At 48.3% G+C, this 19,586-nt stretch carries 21 protein-coding genes and 1 pseudogene; 20 read left to right on the forward strand and 2 right to left on the reverse strand.

The window, feature by feature from the left end; all coding sequences use genetic code 11:
• Positions 1-68 precede the first annotated feature (68 nt).
• The 6 genes from EDM55_RS06825 (at position 69) to EDM55_RS06850 (ending at position 8,276) form a co-directional block, all read left to right on the forward strand.
• A complete protein-coding gene (locus tag EDM55_RS06825) occupies positions 69-3,827 on the forward strand; it encodes a S8 family serine peptidase (RefSeq protein WP_122959915.1) in 3,759 nt (1,252 codons plus the stop codon).
• A gap of 65 nt (positions 3,828-3,892) precedes the next feature.
• Positions 3,893-4,288: a hypothetical protein gene (locus tag EDM55_RS06830; protein WP_092274359.1), complete on the forward strand. Its 396-nt coding sequence runs from the start codon at positions 3,893-3,895 to the stop codon at positions 4,286-4,288.
• A gap of 79 nt (positions 4,289-4,367) precedes the next feature.
• Complete coding sequence (locus EDM55_RS06835; protein WP_092274179.1) at positions 4,368-4,829, forward strand: chemotaxis protein CheX; 462 nt, start codon at positions 4,368-4,370, stop codon at positions 4,827-4,829.
• Between the two features lie 190 nt (positions 4,830-5,019).
• Complete coding sequence (locus EDM55_RS06840) at positions 5,020-6,270, forward strand: M24 family metallopeptidase (protein ID WP_170184540.1); 1,251 nt, start codon at positions 5,020-5,022, stop codon at positions 6,268-6,270.
• 184 nt (positions 6,271-6,454) lie between these two features.
• A complete protein-coding gene (locus EDM55_RS06845; protein WP_307723972.1) occupies positions 6,455-7,318 on the forward strand; it encodes an ABC transporter permease subunit in 864 nt (287 codons plus the stop codon).
• A gap of 34 nt (positions 7,319-7,352) precedes the next feature.
• Complete coding sequence (locus tag EDM55_RS06850) at positions 7,353-8,276, forward strand: ABC transporter permease (RefSeq protein WP_092274173.1); 924 nt, start codon at positions 7,353-7,355, stop codon at positions 8,274-8,276.
• A 190-nt stretch (positions 8,277-8,466) separates the two neighbouring features.
• Here the strand turns inward: EDM55_RS06850 and EDM55_RS06855 are convergent, their stop codons facing one another.
• Positions 8,467-8,688, reverse strand: a complete 222-nt coding sequence (locus tag EDM55_RS06855; RefSeq protein WP_003387736.1) for a helix-turn-helix domain-containing protein — start codon at positions 8,686-8,688, stop codon at positions 8,467-8,469.
• Between the two features lie 200 nt (positions 8,689-8,888).
• On the opposite strand from EDM55_RS06855, the gene EDM55_RS06860 reads away from it, so the two are divergent.
• Positions 8,889-9,530 carry a DUF6338 family protein gene (locus EDM55_RS06860; protein WP_122959916.1) on the forward strand — a complete coding sequence of 214 codons (642 nt, stop codon included), beginning with the start codon at positions 8,889-8,891 and terminating at the stop codon, positions 9,528-9,530.
• A gap of 655 nt (positions 9,531-10,185) precedes the next feature.
• Positions 10,186-10,443: a hypothetical protein gene (locus tag EDM55_RS06870; protein ID WP_122959918.1), complete on the forward strand. Its 258-nt coding sequence runs from the start codon at positions 10,186-10,188 to the stop codon at positions 10,441-10,443.
• Between the two features lie 68 nt (positions 10,444-10,511).
• Here the strand turns inward: EDM55_RS06870 and EDM55_RS06875 are convergent, their stop codons facing one another.
• Positions 10,512-10,697: a hypothetical protein gene (locus EDM55_RS06875; protein ID WP_122959919.1), complete on the reverse strand. Its 186-nt coding sequence runs from the start codon at positions 10,695-10,697 to the stop codon at positions 10,512-10,514.
• A 365-nt stretch (positions 10,698-11,062) separates the two neighbouring features.
• Here EDM55_RS06875 and EDM55_RS06880 point away from each other — a divergent pair, with 365 nt between their 5' ends.
• From EDM55_RS06880 to EDM55_RS30595, 12 genes and pseudogenes are all read left to right on the forward strand, one after another.
• Entirely contained in the window at positions 11,063-11,290 is a 228-nt protein-coding gene (locus EDM55_RS06880) for a hypothetical protein (RefSeq protein WP_122959920.1), read from the forward strand.
• 1 nt (position 11,291) lies between these two features.
• A complete protein-coding gene (locus EDM55_RS06885; RefSeq protein ID WP_122959921.1) occupies positions 11,292-11,594 on the forward strand; it encodes a hypothetical protein in 303 nt (100 codons plus the stop codon).
• Between the two features lie 273 nt (positions 11,595-11,867).
• A complete protein-coding gene (locus EDM55_RS06890) occupies positions 11,868-12,395 on the forward strand; it encodes a hypothetical protein (RefSeq protein ID WP_122959922.1) in 528 nt (175 codons plus the stop codon).
• Positions 12,373-14,223, forward strand: a complete 1,851-nt coding sequence (locus EDM55_RS06895) for a phage terminase large subunit family protein (RefSeq protein WP_122959923.1) — start codon at positions 12,373-12,375, stop codon at positions 14,221-14,223. The genes EDM55_RS06890 and EDM55_RS06895 overlap by 23 nt, the downstream gene beginning before the upstream one ends.
• Positions 14,224-14,249: 26 nt before the next feature.
• Entirely contained in the window at positions 14,250-14,477 is a 228-nt protein-coding gene (locus EDM55_RS06900; RefSeq protein WP_122959924.1) for a DUF6148 family protein, read from the forward strand.
• Positions 14,474-16,144 carry a phage portal protein gene (locus EDM55_RS06905; protein ID WP_122959925.1) on the forward strand — a complete coding sequence of 557 codons (1,671 nt, stop codon included), beginning with the start codon at positions 14,474-14,476 and terminating at the stop codon, positions 16,142-16,144. The genes EDM55_RS06900 and EDM55_RS06905 overlap by 4 nt, the downstream gene beginning before the upstream one ends.
• Positions 16,128-17,300 (forward strand): head maturation protease, ClpP-related, encoded by a 1,173-nt coding sequence (locus EDM55_RS06910; RefSeq protein WP_183191702.1) that lies wholly within the window; start codon positions 16,128-16,130, stop codon positions 17,298-17,300. Before EDM55_RS06905 ends, EDM55_RS06910 begins: the two co-directional genes overlap by 17 nt.
• Positions 17,300-17,692 carry a head decoration protein gene (locus EDM55_RS06915; RefSeq protein WP_122959927.1) on the forward strand — a complete coding sequence of 131 codons (393 nt, stop codon included), beginning with the start codon at positions 17,300-17,302 and terminating at the stop codon, positions 17,690-17,692. Before EDM55_RS06910 ends, EDM55_RS06915 begins: the two co-directional genes overlap by 1 nt.
• A 14-nt stretch (positions 17,693-17,706) precedes the next feature.
• Positions 17,707-18,744: a major capsid protein gene (locus tag EDM55_RS06920; protein ID WP_122959928.1), complete on the forward strand. Its 1,038-nt coding sequence runs from the start codon at positions 17,707-17,709 to the stop codon at positions 18,742-18,744.
• Between the two features lie 16 nt (positions 18,745-18,760).
• The gene (locus EDM55_RS30190; RefSeq protein WP_170184558.1) at positions 18,761-18,931 is read left to right on the forward strand and encodes a DUF7210 family protein; all 171 of its coding nucleotides are present in this window, start codon (positions 18,761-18,763) and stop codon (positions 18,929-18,931) included.
• 11 nt (positions 18,932-18,942) lie between these two features.
• Positions 18,943-19,263 carry a hypothetical protein gene (locus EDM55_RS06925; protein WP_122959929.1) on the forward strand — a complete coding sequence of 107 codons (321 nt, stop codon included), beginning with the start codon at positions 18,943-18,945 and terminating at the stop codon, positions 19,261-19,263.
• A pseudogene (locus tag EDM55_RS30595) lies at positions 19,260-19,586 on the forward strand (phage tail protein); the annotation flags it as partial. The gene EDM55_RS06925 and the pseudogene EDM55_RS30595, both read left to right, overlap by 4 nt.

A 19,586-nucleotide genomic window follows, 5' to 3' on the forward strand; every position in this document is an offset into this window, starting at 1 on the left:
GGGAATACCTGAGCGGTTCCCAGTGAAAACTTAAAGACAATGGAAGCTTTTCCAAAAGGGGGCAAACGATGAAAAAACAGATGATCAGCTTAGGGTTGGCGTTGCTTTTGCTTCCTCCTACCGCATGGGACATCCGGTCCGTACAGGCAGATTCTGCAGATGCCTCAACGGCTTTGTACGATCAGGTCATACACGATTTAAGCAAAACCGACTGGCTGCCATATACAGGAACGTTGTCAGCAGCGATCCAACAGGAGAAGTGGGCATCGGCAGATGAATGGTCGCGAATGAGTCATTCGTTTTTAGGCGAGCAGGTATCGTCTGCTTCGAATTCAACCTTGGACATGATTGAAGCCCCGAAAGCGTGGGAGACGGCAGGGGTGAAGGGGGAAGGAATGCTTGTCTCTGTGATTGATACGGGGGTCAATTCCGCACATCCAGACATGCCGGCCCCACGGGATAAACGTCTGGCCCAGCAAAAATCTGGCTCGACACAAAAGGTCCTGCGAGGCTTCAACTGGGCAGACCGGAATCAGACGACCGAGGATGTAAGTGAATCGCAGCACGGCGTACATGTGTCGGGAATTATTGCAGCCAACGGAAAGCTGAAGGGGGTCGCTCCTGAGGCACAGATTTTGAGCCAAAAGGTCTTTTCCAATTATCAAGGAGAAGTACCGGGGCTAAGCGAGTCGATTTTGTTTGCAATCAACGATTCGATCACGAAAAAAGCAGATGTAATCAACCTGAGCCTAGGTTCCTCAGCAGGCTACGTGGATGAAGCGAATACGGAGCAGTACGCGGTCAAGCGGGCGGTAGACAACGGTGTCATCGTCGTTGCAGCAGCGGGGAATGACGCCTATTTCGGGAGTGACAAGGTACGGGAGACAAACCCTGATGTAGCGATGATCGGCTCGCCAGGACTTGCGCCAGACGCATTATCGGTAGCCTCCGTCAATGCGACGACGCTGGCTGGGTACAGCTTCCAGGTACAAGGCGTGCCGGGACTTGCGCGCGTTGTGTACTTGCATGGACACGTGGGAAACGGTGCGGTAATCACTCCGGTTTCCGCCCTGTTGAAGCCGTATCCGCTGGTTTATATGGGAAAAGGCAAAAGAGAGGACTACAACGTCTCTGTCAAAGGAAAAGTCGTGCTTCTGGAGCGCGGAGATATCTCCTTTGATGAGAAGCTTCGTCTCGCGAGTGAAGCTGGTGCAGTCGGAGCTGTCATTTACAATAACGAACCAGGACCTCTGCTCATCAGTGCGGAGCATTTGAAGCAGGTTCCTGCCGTGTCCATTTTAAAACAGATGGGCGAACAGCTAGCTCAGGCACTGAAAAAGGGCAAAAAGGTAACCATCAGCTTTGACGGTCAGTACGCGCAAAACCCCATGCCTTATCCGGATGGTGGGACGGTATCGGCGTTTACTTCCTGGGGGCCTACTCCTGACCTGCAGTTCAAGCCAGAGATTTCCGCTCCTGGTGGAGGAATTTTATCGACGGTACGAGAATCGGAGTACGCGGTAAAAAGCGGAACGTCCATGGCAACGCCGCATGTCGCGGGGGGCATGGCTCTTCTGAAAGAAGCCTACCAGAAGCAAGGTCGTGCACTTTCCGGACGCCAGCTGGTTGAGACGTTGAAGGCAGCTGCGATGAACACGGCGGAGCCCATTATTGACCCACAGCAAGCCGTTTCTGTCTTTGCAGAGAAGCAGCAGAAAAAACTGCCGTACAGTCCGCGTGTCCAAGGAGCCGGTCTGATGCAAATCGCCAAGGCGATCCAAACACCTGTCATCGTTGTAGACCGGAAAGGAAAAGCGGGGGTCTCCTTGGGAGAGGTGGGAGAGACGACTTCGTTCTCCTTGTTTGTGGATAACAAGTTTGGGAAAAACCCGGTTACTTATCAGCTTCAGGATGAGTTTGGGGTGCTGACGGACATGCGCCGAAATGGCGTGAATCTGCTGACGGAAACCGCCATGGACGGCGCACAGCTGAGCTTTTCCAAACAGCAGGTAACGGTCGCTCCCGGCAGCAAGGCGGAGGTAAAGGTGACGCTGCAAATTCCGAAGAGCGCTGCGCGAAATCAATTCGCAGAAGGCTATATTTCCTTTCAGCCTGACGACAAGGATCTGCCGAAGCTGCGCGTTCCTTATTACGGGTTTTACGGAAAATGGGATGAGCCGCGGATCATGGATGCAGCGATGTGGGAGGCAGGCAGTCAGGAAAAGCGGACTGGAATCAAGACGACGTGGTTCCATGACAAGCAGAATGACAAGTGGAAGTATCGGGATTATCTGGGTGTGACAGGGGTAGGGGAAGAAGGCAGTGTACAAATCGATCCGACGAAGGTCGCCTTTTCTCCAAACGGGGATGGCCATTACGATGTGGCAGCTCCCTCGATCACGTTTTTGCGAAATGCACGCCAGGTAGTCGTTGATGTCACAGATGCAAACGGAAAGCTGGTTCGTCCGCTGACCCGTGTCGAGCGGATCAGCAAATTTGATCAGTCCAAGCTGGGAACACCCTACTACTATACAGAGCGGGAAGAATGGAGCTGGGATGGCAAAGCCTTTTCACCGGAAAAAGGAATCTACGAAAAGGTCCCCGACGGTGCCTATCAGTTCGTCATCAAAGCCAAAATTGACGCGCGCAATGCCAATTGGCAAACGCTCACACTGCCCGTGCGAGTGGACACCAAGCCGCCAGTCATCTCGGCATCGCTCTCAGGGAATCGCGTCCAGTGGAGCAGTCGAGACAAAGACGTTCAGGGCTATCTGCTCTATGTGAACGGGAAAAAGGCGGGTGGCCCGTATTCGAGCAGTGTCAGCAGTACGATTGTCAATCAGCCGGATAAGCGAATGAGCGTGGTAGCCTACGATTTTGCCGGTAATGTGAGTGTCGTGGATATCAATGGAAAAAGCGATACCATACCGCCATTTGTAGAGTTCCCGGATGATTTGTTTGCCTACGTGAAAATATCAAAGCAGGCAGATGTAGCGATTCGCGGAAAGGTAACCAATGAAGATATGCTCGATCGTGTTCGTCTCTCGATCAACAAAGCGCCCGTGAAGGTGGAGGCAGATGGCGCATTTGAGACCATCCTGCACTTGCCGGAAGGACTAAATTACGTGGCCTACAGCGTACAGGATATGTACGGCAACACACGTCAGTTTACGCAAAGAGTGATCGTGGACACGACAGCCCCACTGCTGCAATTCCAGAATGACGGGACAGAGGATGTCGTTTTCGATGCCAATGCCAAGCAGGTCATGATACCGATCCGCTTCATGTACCGGGATCAAACCTACAAAGGTCAGGTCAGTCTGAATGGGCAAATCATCTCAAGCTTTGAGGAAGATCAACTGGAAAAGCCAGTCCAAAAGAATGTGGCGCAGACACTGGCACTCAAGCAAGGAGAAAACCGGATACTCATAGAAGGGAAGGATGGAGCAGGCAACCAGAGCGCTTTGGTCGTTTACGGATATGTAGATGCCAACGCGGGGTCAGTTGTCTTGAATCAAGGAGAGCAGCGTTTTACGTATCAGGCGAGAGCAAGCGCAGCTCCTACCGTATCCATCGCCCAAAAGCAGGTAGAAGCAAAGTCGGGTGATACCGTTGCCATTCATGGGAAAGCGACAGGGACGGGCAGTGTTTCCTTGACAGGCACTTACGGCGATCGAAAGCTGCAAGCAGACATCAATGATCGGGGCGAATTCCGGATTATCGTGGATCAGGTTCTCGACGGCAAACACAAGCTTTCTCTTCAAGCAAAAGATGCTCTGGGTCGCGAAGCCCGAGCGGAAGTACTGGTGCAAGGCAAAAAGCGGTAAGGAGGCGCCCGGGGTAGCGTATGTTCCTGCTATACCTGGGTGTTTTCATTTTTGGAGGAAAAAGTATGTTTTACCACGGGATAAAATGGGAATATGTGAGTAGGGAGTATCCGTTGCTTTCTCCCAGAAGAACGGTGAATGCCAAAATAGAAGAACAAATGTTGGATCGCCTGCATTTGATTCAGCAATTTGGGCTTGAGCCGATCCATTTGCTGGAAGACGATGAAAGCTATCCTCCAGAACGTTGCATTCAGGAGTGCCTGGCGTTTGGGGATACCGTATTTATGTTTAAGCGGCTTCGCCTGCCGATGTGGCAGTTGAGCAGTCACGAAGTTGGGGTAGAGGTACTGGATTTGCGAACATGCTCCTACATTTTTACTAGTCTGCATGAGGCCAAAGTAGAGGAGCTTTTTCCGAGCATTCCATGCTGGAGGGACCAAATTCCTATAAAGTTTTGTTGAATGGCTTGCTTCTGCCAAAAATCGACATTATGATAAGGCTTATAGAAAGACAATTGCCCGGGAAAGGAAGATTGCTTAAATGAAAGACCATGACTTTTTGGATCCATTCCTAGAATCTGCAACGTCCGTGATTCAGCAAGTTTGCAATGTAGGCATATCTCGTGGGGAAATGGCTGAAAAGGAGTGGATTTATCCGGAGAATCATACCTGGATACGGATCGGAATGACGGGTCAGCTGCAAGGAACAGTCTTTTTCGGACTGCAGGAAGAATTGGCTTTGCGCATTGTGTCTGCCATGATGGGTGGCTTCCCTATTCAGGAAATGGATGAGATGAGCAAAAGTGCCATATCCGAATTGAGCAATATGATTTCAGGAAATGCGAGTACAATCCTCTCCAATCGAGGAGTAACCGTTGATATTACCCCGCCGCTTTTCTTGTTTCAGGATGATATACAAGGAATATCGGGGACAGCTTTATCCGCACCTTTGGATCTTCATGATATGGGACGGATGGAAATTCAGATGGTGGTAATAGACTAAGAGACGGCTGAGACCGTCTATTTTTTATGCAGTAAGAATTTATAAGGTTCTTATCCAGTATAAGTGCAACTAAGGCTCCACCGCAAAGCTTGGCTTCGAATGATTGACGACCCTCTTTCTTATGCTTTATCGTGATACTCATAAATCGTTAGAAAATGAAGAAAGGCATCTGGATGAGGGGGATGTAACAGTGGAAGATTTTGATTTTTGCGGTACAATCCTTTCCTTAAAAGAGCGTGGACGGACAAAGGATCGGTGGCTCAAACACAGACTGGAGAGGCTCCTGCCTGCAATCATGGACAAGCATCAGTTGGACTTATGGGTCATCATCGGCAGGGAATACCATGAGGACCCTATCATGGAAACCTTGTTCCCTGCGGCTGTTGACAGCTCGCGCCGACTGACGATTTTTGCTTTCTTTTTAAATCAGGACAAGACTGTGAGCCGGTATGTCCTTCATGCCAATCCTGCCTTCGCTCCCTATTACGAGCGGGTATGGAAGCCTGGGCCAGAGGATCAGTGGGAGTGCCTTGGGCGAATCATTCGGGAGAGAAGCCCGAGACAGATCGGTGTGAATACATCCAGCCATTACAGCTTTTGCGATGGACTTACTCATACTTTCTATGAGAAGCTGATCGACGCAGTAGGCAGTAAGTTTGCGGCCAACGTAGTCAGTGCACAGAGCGTTGCACTCGACTGGCTGCAGATCCGGAGTGAGGAAGAGCTGATCGCTTATCCGACGATCGCAGAAACAGCAAGATGCCTCGCACAAGAAGCTCTCTCGAATAAAGTGATACACCCCGGAATTACGACAACGAACGATGTAGTGGACTGGATCCGGCAGCGGGTCAGCGATTTGGGGATTCTCACATCCTTTTACCCAACGGTGGATGTCGTGAGAAAAGGCGGTGATCGCTTGGAAGAGGTCATCATCGTACCAGGGGATATCGTGCATATCGATTTTGGCATTCATTATCTGGGGCTTGCGACTGACACACAGCAGCTGGCTTACGTACTGCGTGCGGGTGAGAGGGAAGTGCCAGAGGGCTTGCAGGCAGCGATGCGTACAGCCATTCGGTTTGAGGACATCCTGGCAGAACATTTCGTGGAAGGCCGCACAGGCAACGAGATTTTCACTGCGAGCATGCTGCAAGCAAAAGCGGAAGGCATACAGCCGATGATTTATTCTCACCCGATCGGCAATCATTGTCATGCGGCTGGTCCCTTGATCGGGATGTACGACAGACAGGAAGAGATACCGGTACGAGGGGACTTGGCGCTGCAAAACAACACGTGCTACGCAATGGAGTTCAACATCCGGCAGTACATTCCGGAATGGGATCAGGAAATCTCGCTCTATATGGAAGAGCCCGTTTCCTATATCCACAACAAGCTGCACTACCTGGCAAAAAGACAGACAGCTTTTTACGTAATTCGTTGATTTCGCGGATAGGCTACCTCCCCTTTTCCTCTCGAGAAGTCTTCTATTTGGGGAGAAAGGGGATTTTTCTTGACTATTTTCCCGCCTCATTATCTGAAATATAAAAAAACATAAAATATTTTTGATTGTCTGGATGATTTTTTTTAGATAGTGTATTGTTGGATTAGCAAGGGGGTATGAATGCTTGTCATATGTGAAACAACTGCTGGGAATGTTCTTCCTGGTCATTGCCGTCTGTGGCGGGCCGTTCATGTTGTATACGGTAAAAGAAGAGATTGTGTTTGCACCTGAAAATGTTGTGGTGCACACGGTGTATCTGATCCAGCAAATCGCTGGGGGCTCTCTGGGAACCTATTATTTGGGGGAAAATGAGAGAAGCATAGCCGAGGACATCGTGCCGTTCGCCATCAGTACGTTTGAACTGCTCTTTTCCAGTGTTTTGATCGCCGTAGTCGCAAGTCTCGTGTTTGGATTGTTTTTGCAGCGTTTTCGCATCGTGCGGCACCTTCAAAAGGGAATGAATCTGTTCGCGACGATTCCGGACTTTATTCTGATTTTGGTGTCGATTCTAGCAGCGATTGGATTTTACAAGATGACCAACATACGGATTATTACTTTATCTCCTACGAGCGATTCTGCCAACAGCTGGTTCCCGATGACTCTCCTTGCGATTGGTCCTACGATTTTTCTCATGAAAGTCATCAGCTTGAAATATACCCAGATCGGCGGAGAGGACTACATCAAGACGGCCTTGGCAAAAGGGATGGGAGTCTGGCATGTCCTCATTCACCACGTGTACAAGAATATTAAGCCCTTTCTCTTGGCTGACTTGAAAAAAACAATCGCCATTACTGTAGCCAACCTGTTTATCGTCGAATACCTGCTCAATGTAGTAGGGCTGACGCGGTTCATTTTCAGCAAAAGCGGAGCGTATCAATTTAACGCAGCTGTTATGGGGCTATTAGGCATCATCTTTTTGTCCATTCTCGTCTATCTCCTGATCCGCGTGATCTTGTACCTGTTCGAACGCGCGGTCGTTTACAAGTAGGCGGTACTCTTATTGTCATGAGTGAGGTTTTTCTATGCAGAAACGAATGAATTGGTCGCTATGGATTGGGGCTTTCCTGGTGCTGCTCCTGCTCATTGTCGGAGTGATCGGGCCTTACGTGGCTCCCTATGAACTGGACTTTCAGGAAAAGCTGCGCAATGAAGTGGTAGGCGGCAAGACGGTCATCATTTCGCCACCGCTGCCCCCGTCAGATGAACATGCTTTCGGGACGGACAAGTGGGGCTACGACATGCTGACGCTGCTCCTGCACGGGGCTCCTTATACGGTATTTGTTACACTGGCGATAGCTTTAGTCCGCTTGGTGATCGGCATGGGGATCGGATTGTACATCGGTGTCCAGGACAAGCCGCAGCGCTGGTGGCTGGCGATTGAAAATGCCTGGAGCTACATGCCGATCTTCATCCCCGTCTATTTCCTGCTCAAAGGCGTCAGCATCAACCCGCTGATGCCGACGTCAACGCTGGTAGCTCTTTTTATTGGAGTCGTGGCTGTTTTGGGAGCGCCGAGCGTAGCCTCCTCTATCCGGCAAAAAACCGAGCAAATCAAGGAGACGCAGTACGTCTTGGCGGCGACATCCTTGGGAGCGGGCAGGGAGCAAATCATTTTCCGCCATATCGTTCCACATCTAAAAGAGCAGCTCATCATCATCCTCGTCACGGAAATGGTGGCGATCATGACCTTAATGGGACTCTTAGGAATGTTTGATCTCTTCGTTGGCGGTACAAAAATGACGATGGATCCGGTGCTGTACCACTCCATCACCCATGAATGGGCAGGGCTGCTCGGGTCGTATCGCGGATTTGTATACAGCAACTACACCTGGATTTTTCTCACGCCGCTGGTGGCGTTCGTCTGGGCGATCGGTTCTTTTACCTTGCTGGCAAAAGGACTGCGGGAAAAGTTCGAGCAGACGTATCATCGGACGCCGTTTATCTAAGATGGTAAGGACAAAAAGCTCGGGATCTTTCACGGATCCGGAGCTTTTTTTGTGGAGGAGCGTTTTGTAACAATGACCATGAAAAGGAGACCAACGCAAAAGGATGCAGCACTTCATGAAAACATTCCGCAGAAATAAAAAACCCTCCCTTCCGACCTAGGGAAGAAAAGGGAGGCTGGGTGGACTGGGCTCAAATCTCTAGTTCACCAAGTCGAACGAGTTCGACTACTGCTTGAGATCGACCTTTTACACCTAATTTTTGCATAACATTGCTAATGTGATTGCGTACAGTCTTTTCACTGATGAAGAGTTGTCCGGCAATCTCTTTGGTTGTCTTATCTTGGACCAAGAGTTCAAACACTTCTCTTTCGCGATTCGTTAACAACGGCTTGGTTTGGTCGCTACCCTTCAATAGTAAAAGTACAATAAAACCGCTTACCACTTTTGAAAACTGATGCCGACCGCAATCCTTTGATACTGTTGACCTTCTGCACATATGGTGAGCCGCCAACCACCGCTTGTAACCGAACAAAACCGAATGCAACTGGTATTTTAACATCAAAAATAGCATCAAATCACTCTTTGTTGTATACTCTCCTTGGAGGAGATCTGATGACAATAAGCAATTTCGAAATGGCCCTTTATACAATATTGCTGGTTATTCCCGGCTTCTCAATGAGCTTCGCATATGGAATTTTCGTACCGCAACGGGACAAGGTTTATCAACCCGCATTTCTAAGATTTCTCTTTTTTAGTTGTGTAAACTTTGTTATCTGGTGGCCTCTTATTTACCGTTTGACTAAAGAAACCTATTGGATTGATCATCCCTATAGGTGGTCCTTCGTTATTATAGCAATCCTAATCATCTCGCCATTCGTTATTGGGGGAGTGATAGGTTTTGCTACAAGAAAAGAGTGGTTCAGGAAGATACAAGCTAAGCTGAAAATTGATACCATTCATCCGATTCCTACTGCTTGGGATTATATTATGGATAAGCCGTCTTGGCTGATAGTGACACTTAAAGACGGCGGGGTTATCTATGGTAGGTATTCGGCTAATTCCTTTGCTTCGTCCGTTCCCACCGAAAAAGACATCTTCATTGAGAAAATCTATGTCCCATCTGAATCGGGAGAGTGGGTCCCAGTCGAACGTTCAGCAGGCATGTGGATCCCTGGAGATCAAATAGCTCATATTGAATTTGTGCAGCTGGATGAAATCAAGCACTACTCTAAGGGGGTGAATCAAAATGAGTGAAAGAAAGGTCTTGAATGAAGGATACAAGCCTAGTACGAACTATGGGCATCAACCCAGTGGATCTGAGCAAAGAGGGCACCAGCCCGCAGCACAGGGCGGTGGTTCTCAAAAACCTCCTTCAAATGTCTCTAGTGTTCAACGCCCAAATAAGTAAAATGCCTAGGATTATTTGCGGAGATTTCAAAGGCTCTACACAGAACAAGACACTTTTCCCGGTGTATAGTTATAGCATAGAAAATGATTCGAGAGCCGCCTTCGGGTGGCTTTTATGTTTTCTATAGACCTTTAATCGAGAAGTGGACGATGATGGCGTTATAGTGGCGCCTAGTCCGAGTGAGTCTGTGCCGTCTTTACGGCAGAGAGCAGGGAACGCTCGCGATCGGGCCAGCAAACCGGGGAAGCGAAGCCATGGGCACGAGTAGAGGGTTAGAGGTGCCCCCGAAAATAGGATAACGAATACTCCACTCCTGGTTGCTGCTTGGACCGACGCACACTTGCAGCAGCTCATACCCGACTACCTGGGCCAGCCGCGACCGTAGCGGCCAAAGGAGTGGATCACGGCGGCTGCCTCACGCCGAAGTAAGTGAGGTTAATCAAAAAGTAACAGGAAAAGACTTCCTTTTGCCGAATTATGTAGGTGAAAGGAGGTGGAACCATGACGCCTGAACAAAGAAACCAAGCTAGACTTGACTTGTTAAAAGAATTGTACGACTACCATTTCCAAAACGGCGGTCGCGCTGCTTCAATTAACACCGAAAAAGAAGGTAAAACCGATAACGAGCTCGTAACAGCTATACAATACCTTGATGACAAGAATCTGATTGAAGGTAAAATTCTACACAGGGCTGCATATCAAGCCAAAATCACTGCATATGGTATTGATTTGATCGAATCAGGAGGCAGTCTGAGATAAGCACCCACGCGGTGCTTTTTCTTTTGCAAAAAAAGAACCACCGGCCAGGGTGGTTCTCAAAGAAAATGTTACTTATCACCTTTGTGCTTTGTTTTATCAGCGAGGATGTATCGTTCTCCTGGATTTTGGGTCGGAGGTAGGGGTTTATCTTTAGTTGAGGTTACCTCTCGTCCTTTGTCTCCTCCTCTAGGACCGACTACTTTGTATTGTCCCGATTCAGGTGCTGGTTGTCCGGGTTTAAGTTTATCTGGCATATTGACTCACCTCCTTTATTTTACAAATTTCAACATGATTGAGATTTATCCTCTACGAAAAAAACGACTGTACTCTAATTAGCGGACAGTCACCGTATAAAAGCCTTATGTATCAAGGCTTCAAAGCCCACTGTACTCTAATTAGAGGATAGTCGCGACTGTACTCTAATCCGCGGACAGTTCTGTACTCTACGTAGAGGACAGTACTGTACTCTAATCCGCGGACAGTCAAACTTTTTCCTTCATTAGAGCGCGATGCCTAAAGAAAAGATTAAAGAAAAGATTAAAGAAATATACTCGCGACACTGTCACTCGTAGTAGAGTGATTTTTTTATTTGATAGAGGAGTGGGAGGAATGAGGCGCTATGAATAATCCGGTAGAGCAGATTGTAAGTCATCTTGAAGAAATCAATCTGAGCATCAAAGAGGTATCGAACACAGGTAATGGTATCGAAGATGAAAAGATGTTCTGTACGTTAATGCAGGCTAAGTCGACCGCGCTATTGGCATTGGTACAAGCAGAAGCCAATGCCATGAGAAGCAGTCCATTGGTGTACAGCTTCGGACCTGATGTGAAGGTGGAGAGGATATAGCATGAACAAATCCATACTACTCTTTTTGCTACTGGTGCTGATCCTATCGGGGTGTGGAACAAGTAGAGAGTTTCTTGTCGTGAAGTACAACGATCAAGGCAAGGCGATTACCAGCTATCACGTCAAAGGATTCCAGCCTACCAAGAATGAGGATGGCGTATCGTTCTTTATGACTCATGGACGCGATCAACAGTTCATTCAAATGAGTGGCAATGTGGACGTCATCGAAGTAACAGGAACTGATGTGAAGGAGGTCATGTCTAAGGCGGGCATTGATTCTAAGACTCAAGACGCTGTTAACTAATCACGATTTAAACAACGTTTAAGGCGAGGGTATATACGAGTACCCAGCAACTGCAAAGCACTCATTCTGTTGATTCACGGGTCCTCCTAGAGACCTAAAAGCCTGCGGGTGCGCGTGAGCCCGAAATTGCGCTAGATTTTTTTGAAAAAATTTACTTTCGCTTTTGCTTAACCCGATCACCTGAGATGACATTTTTTAATTTTGACTTCATCTGATGACCTGAAAATCGGTACCACTAAAATACATGCTTAAAAAGAAAGTGAGGTGGGAAAATTGGCGAGACCAAAGGCGAAACCAGAGAAGTTACAAGATAAAGAAATACTGACGTCAGAATTGGCGGCGATTGTAGGGAAGACTCCCCAATGGATACGCCAATTAACGAGAGAAAAAGTACTGAAACAGGTAAGCAGAGGCAAGTACAGTCTGGGGGAAGCAATTCAGGCGTACTGTGAGCATGTTTCCGGCGGAAAAGAAGAAGAGCAGAGGCCGCGTCTGATCGATTTTAAAACTCAGCATGAGAAGACAAAGGCTGAGAAAGCTGAGTTGGAGCTGGAGCAAATGAAAGGAAACCTCCACGCAGCTGCGGACGTTGAGCGGTTGCTGTCTGATCTTATCCTGACAACAAAGTCAAGGCTGCTTGGGGTTCCGAGCCGAATTGCAACAGAGTGTGAAAACGAATCGGCCGAGGTTGTAGAGGCGATCGTCCAGCGGGAGATTGAAACCGCGCTGTCTGCTATGGCGAAGTATACCCCAGATAAGATTGGGGGCGAAATAGATCATGGTAGTCCACAAGACGATTGACCTATTTGTCCGGGCAAATAAGCAATGGGAGCCGAAAAGGCGGCTTACCGTCTCCGAATGGGCTGACATGAATCGTGTTTTGACCACAGAAAGCAGCGCAGAGGCAGGCCCATGGCGGACCGACCGGGCGCCTTACCAGCGTGAAATCATGGACTCAATTGAGAACTGGGAAGAAGTCGCGATTATGGCATCTGCCCAGGTCGGAAAAACGGAATTCCTTTTGAACGTAACAGGATCGTACATCGATCAAGAGCCATGCCCGATCATGCACGTTTTGCCCAATGAAGATTTGATCCAGGCATACTCAAAAAAAAGGCTTACACCTATGATTAACAGCAGCGATGTGCTACGTAATAAGATCGGGGTTGCTAAATCCCGAGACAGCAGTAACACGATTGAAGAAAAGTCATTCCCTGGCGGGTATGTAACGATCGTAGGGGCGAACGCCCCAGCTGGATTGTCATCCAGACCTGTACAAATTGTCCTATGTGACGAAGTGGACAGGTTTCCCATATCGTCAGGTAAAGAGGGCGATCCCATCTCTCTTGCCATTGCCCGTACCAAAACATTCCGCCACAAGCGCAGGCATCTTTTTGTTTCAACTCCGGTTGAAAAAGAAACCTCACGGATCTATCAACTGTATGAGGATAGCACAATGGAGCAGTGGTGTTTACCGTGTCCCCACTGCGGGGAGCTGCAACCACTACGGTTTAAGAACGGGATCGTCTACGAGCACTATGTTTCAGAGAGTGGAGAGATTGTCGTCACAAAAGCCGATCACCGTTGCGCATACTGTGGAATGCTTGGCTCAGAGAAGGAATGGAAACGTGGCGAGGGAAAGTGGATACCCCGTAAACAACATTCGAGCCGACGTGGTTTTCATATCAATCAGCTTTCCAGCCCGTGGTCAGATTGGCGCGAGGTTGCGAAGGCTTTTTTGGTTGCAAAAAGAGAGGGCATCGACAAGCTGAAAGTTTTTGTCAACACAGTATTGGGTGAACCGTGGGAAACCAAGGAGAAAGGTGTGAACGAAAAGACTCTGGCGGCTCGTCGAGAAACATATGCCTACGATGTACCAGCCGAAGTGAAGGTAATCACAGCGGCAGTCGATACCCAAGACGACCGTTTTGAGATAGAAGTCAGGGGCTGGGGGGCTGGAAAAGAATCATGGGGGATCGAATATCACCGCATTTACGGTAATTTGGATAAGCCAGAAATCTGGAAGCAACTTGACGAGTTTCTCTGTCGTTCATGGCTTGGGGAAAACGGAAGAGAATACCGAATTATCGGCGCTTGTATTGACTCAGGTGGGCACTTCACGAAAGAGGTTTATGAGTTCACACGAGCGCGCAATTACAGGCACATTTACGCCATTAAAGGGCAAGGTATCAGCCCGAAAACAGCCAAACAAGTTCCATTCATCTACAAAAAATCCAAAACTCAACTCGAAGGAGCTGTACTCTGGATGCTTGGCGTAGATGACGGCAAGGTTAAAGTGTTCGACAGTCTCAACGTTCAGGAGCCAGGACCACTTTACTGTCACTTTCCAGGCGAGGACAAGGGTTACACCGAAGAGTATTTCCTTGGCCTAACTGCTGAAGCTCCTGTTTATCAGACTATTGGGGGAAGGAAGTACAAGACATGGAAGAAAATCCGTGATCGAAATGAGCCTTTTGACCTTGCCGTATACAACCGGGCAGTGATCGAAATACTGCGCCCGAATCTATCGCTACCAATTGAGCGCCAGCCGAATGGTCCGAAGGTGACGCCTGGTGGAACTGTGGTAGGTAAGAAACGCCGAAAACAAGGCGTTTCGAGTAGCATCTAGCTCATTAGAAGGGAGGTGAAAGGATAATGCCGAGAATGACGCTTGAAGAAGCGAGAGCCATGTACAAACTGTGGTCGGATGCGGAAAGAGCACTTGCATCTTCGCAGTCCTATACGTTTGCTGGGAAATCATTGACCAGATCTGATATGAGTACAGTGCTGGAGCGGAAAAAATACTATGGGCGCATTTGCGACGAACTGGAGACAGGTCGCCGACGTTCAAAAGTGCGCAGCATTACTCCGTTTGACCTATGAACAAACTAGATCGTGCTATCGGGATGGTATTTCCGGAATGGGCAGAGCGTAGAGCAGCTGCACGAACAGAGGCAGCCAGGCATGAAGCAGTTCAAAACCTGCTTTCTAGTTATGGAAAAGGTTACGGCAGGCACGGTGCCAGTCAAACAAAGAAATCCATGGTCATGTGGCAAACGGATGTAGGTGATGCCGATGTGGATATCCACGATAATCTTGAACGCTTGCGTGCGCGGGCGCGAGATTTGCACATGGGCTCAGACATCGTAGCTGCTGCGCACAAAGGACTGCGCACAAATATAGTTGGTACAGGACTTAGGCTGAAGCCTGCATTTGACTCAAAGTATCTCAAACTTAGCAAGAAGGATGAAGAGAGGCTGCGAGACAGCATCTACAGGGAGTGGTCGATGTGGGCCGAAACAACCAGATGTGATGCCGCGGGACTCAATGATTTCTATGAGTTGCAGTCGCTCGCATTTTTGTCAACGCTCATGAGTGGTGATGTTTTTGCCTTAATGCCCATGCTGCCACGCAAACATTCTGTTTATGATTTACGAATCAACCTCATTGAAGCAGATCGCTGCGACACGCCGGAGCCTAAGGCTCTTCTTAACCCTGAACGAATTCAGTCCGGGGTGGAGGTTGATGCTGATGGAATGGTGGTAGCCTATCATTTTTCCAACAGGCACCCCGGAAGCGACCGAGTAGCTGTATCACCGCATGAATGGGTGAGGGTTGAGAAGTACGGAGAACTCACCGGACGACTTAATGTCATCCACTTATTTGAGGCTGAGAGGCCGGGGCAGCGCCGGGGGATACCTATTATTTCTCCAATCATTGAATCCCTCAAGCAACTTGACCAATATACCGAAGCTGAGTTGATGGCAGCTGTTATCGCAGCCATGTACACCGTTTTTGTCAAATCGCCTGCCGAAGATGACGACTATATGCACGGGATGGAGGAACCTGAAACTGACAACCAGTACCAGGAACCAATTCCAGGAACGGGTGGTAGCAACGTCAAGATGGGGCGCGGGGCAATTGTCTACCTTGACCCGGGAGAGGAAGTCCAGTTTGCGAATCCTACACGACCAAATCCTGACTATGTGGGATTCGTAAATGCACTGCTCCGGCAGATTGCTGCGGCACTGGAACTACCCTTTGAGATTTTGACCAAACAGTTCACGTCTTCGTACTCCGCAAGTCGTGGAGCTCTGTTAGAGGCGTGGAAGATGTACAAAATGCGTAGGTCTTGGCTTGCTAAGTCATTTTGCCAGCCTATCTACGAAGAGTGGTTTGTTGAGGCAGTCACGAAAGGACGCATTGACGCGCCGGGTATCTTTGATGATCCGGCTATTTTTCATGCCTACACGCGTGCGGAATGGCATGGACCAAGCCAAGGTTTGCTCGACCCAACGAAAGAAGTTGACGCTGCGGTTACACGCATCGAAAACAACTTCTCGACGGCCGAGCGCGAAACAGCCGAGTTAACAGGTGGATCGTGGGAACAAAACATTGAGCAGCGAGCATATGAAAAAACACGCCTGGCGGATTTAGGTCTTTCAAGTAATACCAGCGTGACGCCACAACAACGGGATAACGGAAATTTGGAAGATGATTCAGAAGATGATTCGGAAGGAGGTGAAAAAGAAAATGCCAAAAAAAATTAAGCTGAACGGCCCAGTCATCGGGGATGGAAGCACTTGGTTATATGATTGGTTAAATATGCCTTATATCAGTGCTTCAAAGATATCAAAAGAGTTGGATGAAGCGCGTGGTGATGATGTCGAGCTTTATATCAATTCGGGCGGAGGTTCGGTATTCGCTGGATCTGAAGGTTATACCATCCTGAAAGAGTACCCTGGAAAGGTCACGGCTAAAATCACAGGTGTAGCAGCGAGTGCTGCCTCATTCCTGGCAATGTCTGCTGATGAGATTATGATGTCGCCGACTGCGCAAATGATGATTCACAATGCTGCAACGTGGACGGATGGGGACAAGAATACTCATTCCAGCAACACGAACATGCTTCACGGTACGGACGTTGCAATCACCAATGCATACCGATTGAAGACAGGGAGAAGCATGGATGAATTGCTTGACCTGATGAACAAAACAACATGGATGAACGCACAGCAGGCGGTTGAGTTGGGGTTTGCTGACGGTATTCTGTTCGATGAGGAAAACTCTCTTGTCTCCGTATCGAACAGTATTAGTGGAGAAATTCCGCCGCAAGTTGTTGATAAACTCCGTGATGTTCTGATCGGGTCGATGATCAAAGGCAAAATGACGACAAAGACAATGGCTGGAGGCGGCAGCAATGCCATTCCCTTTGAAGGGATGGACTTGTCAGCTATCTTGCAGCAAGGTGGGATTTTAAACTCACTCGAGCTGGACAACATCCCGGCTGACCAATGTAATACAAAGGAGGAACCAGAAACCATGGATTTTAAAGAATTGAAAGAAAAACACCCCAACCTGGTCAACGAAATTATGACACAGGCTATTACTGCTGAACGCAGCCGAATCTCTGCGCTAAATGAATTGGCCGATGCTCCTGGAGCTGCACCGTTTATAAAAGATGCTATCGCAAACGGAGAGACTGCTGGCGATGTGGCAATGAAAATTATTAAGGCTTCAGCTGAACGCGTAAAGCAAGAAGGCGAAAACCGACAAACAGACGCTGAGAATAGCAAAGTGACAGAAGTTGTCTCGCAGCCACCAGCAAATCAGGAGACGAATGAGGCCGCAGATGAAGCTGCTGCAATTGAGAACATGGTTCAGTACGCAACAGAACTGATCAATAAAAAAGGAGGTCGCCAATAATGCCAACATACGAAAGTGTTAAATTTGATGATTTGTTCGCTGGTGGAGTTAAGCCACCAACAGCAATTGCTGTCGTTGTCAAAGCCGGTTCCGGGGTAATTACTCGAGGTATGGTACTTGGAAAGACCACTCAACTAGGTGAGTCCGATCTTTACGCAGGTACACCTATCATGGTTCCTGTGGATTCTACCAAAACAGACGGTTCAGAGGAACCATATGCAATCTTGGCTGACGTCGAAGTAGACGCTACGTCCAAAGATGTGCGCGCTGTGGCTTACACAGATGGAGAATTCAATCGCGCGGCGCTCAAGTTTGGCGGCGCTGATACCATTGCGACGCATGAAACAGCGCTGCGTAAGATCGGCATTATTACAAAACGAGTTGTAAAATAAGGAGGACCTACACAATGGCAAGAGATATTTACTCGTTCCCCTACTTGTTCCGCGTGGTTGAGGCATTCCCAAAACCAAGCACGTACATTCTTGATCAATTCTTTACAGAAGGAGAAATTTTCGAAAAAGAAGAGATCGAAATCCAAACCAAAAAAGGACACAAACCTATTGCTCCCTATGTAAACGAGTTGTTGCCGGGAAAAGTTATTTTGCGGACTGGATTTACCGCCAAGCAATACAAACCAGCGCTGGTAAAACCGATGCGAATCATTACAACGAATGACGTGAAGGTACGACAAGCTGGTGAGAGCCTGTACAACCCTGAAAGTCCAGACGTCCGGGCACAAAAGCTACTGACGAAAGACTTGGTTGAGCTCAATGACTCAATCGTACAGCGTATGGTAGAAATGGGTTCAAGCCTGATGTTCACTGGAAAGGTTGTTCAAATCGGTGAGGGAGTCAGTCAAGAATTGGACTATGACTTTGAAAACACCTATACCTTGTCTGGTACCGACCTTTTTTCTAACGATGCAGCGGACATTCTGGATACACTCGCAAATATCAAGCGGGATGTTATGCAAAAAAGCGGACGAACGCCACGTAAAATCCTCACTACTTACGAAGTGGGCAAACGAATCATGTCCCACCCTAAAGTGTTGGAGCTTGCAAAGATCAACAATAGCGCTGTTATTATGGCTGGAAATCTCAATCAAGAACTATTGCCGGACGGCGTGACATATCACGGATACCTGCAGCAAGTTGATTTGCATATTTACAGCCTGATTGCTAGCTATACAAACGACAATGGAATTGAAACCGATGTTGTTCCTGCGGGAACTTTGGCGATGCTACCTGATGGAAAGCCATTTGAGTTTGCATACGGTGCCAATCTGATCATGGGTGACAACGGGGCATTCCAGTATGTCAAGGCCCGCATCACGCCGCAGTCTTGGACCACAAAAGAGCCAGCTGCACGCTATCTGCAAATGCTCTCAAGGCCGTTCCCGATTCCTGCAGATGTGAACGGGTGGGCTGTAGCAAAGGTGCTATAAAAGGAGGCATACAGTAATGGCATTCATCGTTACAAAGGGTACAGTACGCCATAACGGCAAGGATTACAAAATGGGCGAAGAATTGCCCACTCTAAAAAAAGAAGAGGCTGAACGACTGGTTGGACTCGAAGTGATCGAAGCGACGGAAAAGACACCACGAAGCAAAGACAAAACTCCATCTGAGTAGAGGGGATAAATATGAATTTCAAGGATCAGCTAGCGATTGACGCGGCTGTTTTTTTTAACCCCAATGAGTTCGGTGAGACACATCTCATCGAAAACAGGCAGATGGTCATTGTTATCGACAACCATGAATTACTTCATCGTAAAGCGAATACTGCTAACCCGGACGATGGAATCCATGACGCAGAAATCCTGTTCTACGCCAAACGCGAGGATTTCCCTCAGCGCCCTGCAGTTGATAGCTGGCTTATCATGGATGGGAAACAGTACCGGGTTGCAGTCGTCCAAGAAGACGATGTTTCCTATACCATTGCATTGCGAGCGAACGGTTCATGATAACGCTGGATGCTAGCAAGCTGCAGGAAGTAGAACAGAGGCTTGGTGAGTACCGAAAAAAAACACCAGTCGTCCTCTATCGTGCAATCAATCGAGCTGCGGATAACTTGAAAACGAACGCTGCCAAAGAGGTACGTAATTCGTACATCATTAAGGCAAGCGAAGTAAAGAGTACATTCAGCATCAGCAGAGCAACCAGCAAACGGATAGCGGCTTCTGTTACGTCTCGTGGCAATGCTTTGGGGTTGGAAAAGTTTAAAGTGAGCCCCAAGCAACCGAGACCAGAAAGGCCACCGAAAAGCCTCAAAGTTCAAGTCAGAAAA

Origin of the sequence: Brevibacillus centrosporus (genome assembly GCF_003710815.1) — a bacterium.
Taxonomy (GTDB): Bacteria; Bacillota; Bacilli; order Brevibacillales; family Brevibacillaceae; genus Brevibacillus; species Brevibacillus centrosporus.

Coding starts and splice junctions, on each gene's coding strand:
- EDM55_RS06825 (WP_122959915.1), top strand. CDS start 69: ATGAAAAAACAGATGATCAGCTTAGGGTTGGCGTTGCTTTTGCTTCCT.
- EDM55_RS06830 (WP_092274359.1), top strand. CDS start 3,893: ATGTTTTACCACGGGATAAAATGGGAATATGTGAGTAGGGAGTATCCG.
- EDM55_RS06835 (WP_092274179.1), top strand. CDS start 4,368: ATGAAAGACCATGACTTTTTGGATCCATTCCTAGAATCTGCAACGTCC.
- EDM55_RS06850 (WP_092274173.1), top strand. CDS start 7,353: ATGCAGAAACGAATGAATTGGTCGCTATGGATTGGGGCTTTCCTGGTG.
- EDM55_RS06860 (WP_122959916.1), top strand. CDS start 8,889: ATGACAATAAGCAATTTCGAAATGGCCCTTTATACAATATTGCTGGTT.
- EDM55_RS06870 (WP_122959918.1), top strand. CDS start 10,186: ATGACGCCTGAACAAAGAAACCAAGCTAGACTTGACTTGTTAAAAGAA.
- EDM55_RS06875 (WP_122959919.1), bottom strand. CDS start 10,697: ATGCCAGATAAACTTAAACCCGGACAACCAGCACCTGAATCGGGACAA.
- EDM55_RS06880 (WP_122959920.1), top strand. CDS start 11,063: ATGAATAATCCGGTAGAGCAGATTGTAAGTCATCTTGAAGAAATCAAT.
- EDM55_RS06885 (WP_122959921.1), top strand. CDS start 11,292: ATGAACAAATCCATACTACTCTTTTTGCTACTGGTGCTGATCCTATCG.
- EDM55_RS06895 (WP_122959923.1), top strand. CDS start 12,373: ATGGTAGTCCACAAGACGATTGACCTATTTGTCCGGGCAAATAAGCAA.
- EDM55_RS06900 (WP_122959924.1), top strand. CDS start 14,250: ATGCCGAGAATGACGCTTGAAGAAGCGAGAGCCATGTACAAACTGTGG.
- EDM55_RS06905 (WP_122959925.1), top strand. CDS start 14,474: ATGAACAAACTAGATCGTGCTATCGGGATGGTATTTCCGGAATGGGCA.
- EDM55_RS06910 (WP_183191702.1), top strand. CDS start 16,128: ATGCCAAAAAAAATTAAGCTGAACGGCCCAGTCATCGGGGATGGAAGC.
- EDM55_RS06915 (WP_122959927.1), top strand. CDS start 17,300: ATGCCAACATACGAAAGTGTTAAATTTGATGATTTGTTCGCTGGTGGA.
- EDM55_RS06920 (WP_122959928.1), top strand. CDS start 17,707: ATGGCAAGAGATATTTACTCGTTCCCCTACTTGTTCCGCGTGGTTGAG.
- EDM55_RS30190 (WP_170184558.1), top strand. CDS start 18,761: ATGGCATTCATCGTTACAAAGGGTACAGTACGCCATAACGGCAAGGAT.
- EDM55_RS06925 (WP_122959929.1), top strand. CDS start 18,943: ATGAATTTCAAGGATCAGCTAGCGATTGACGCGGCTGTTTTTTTTAAC.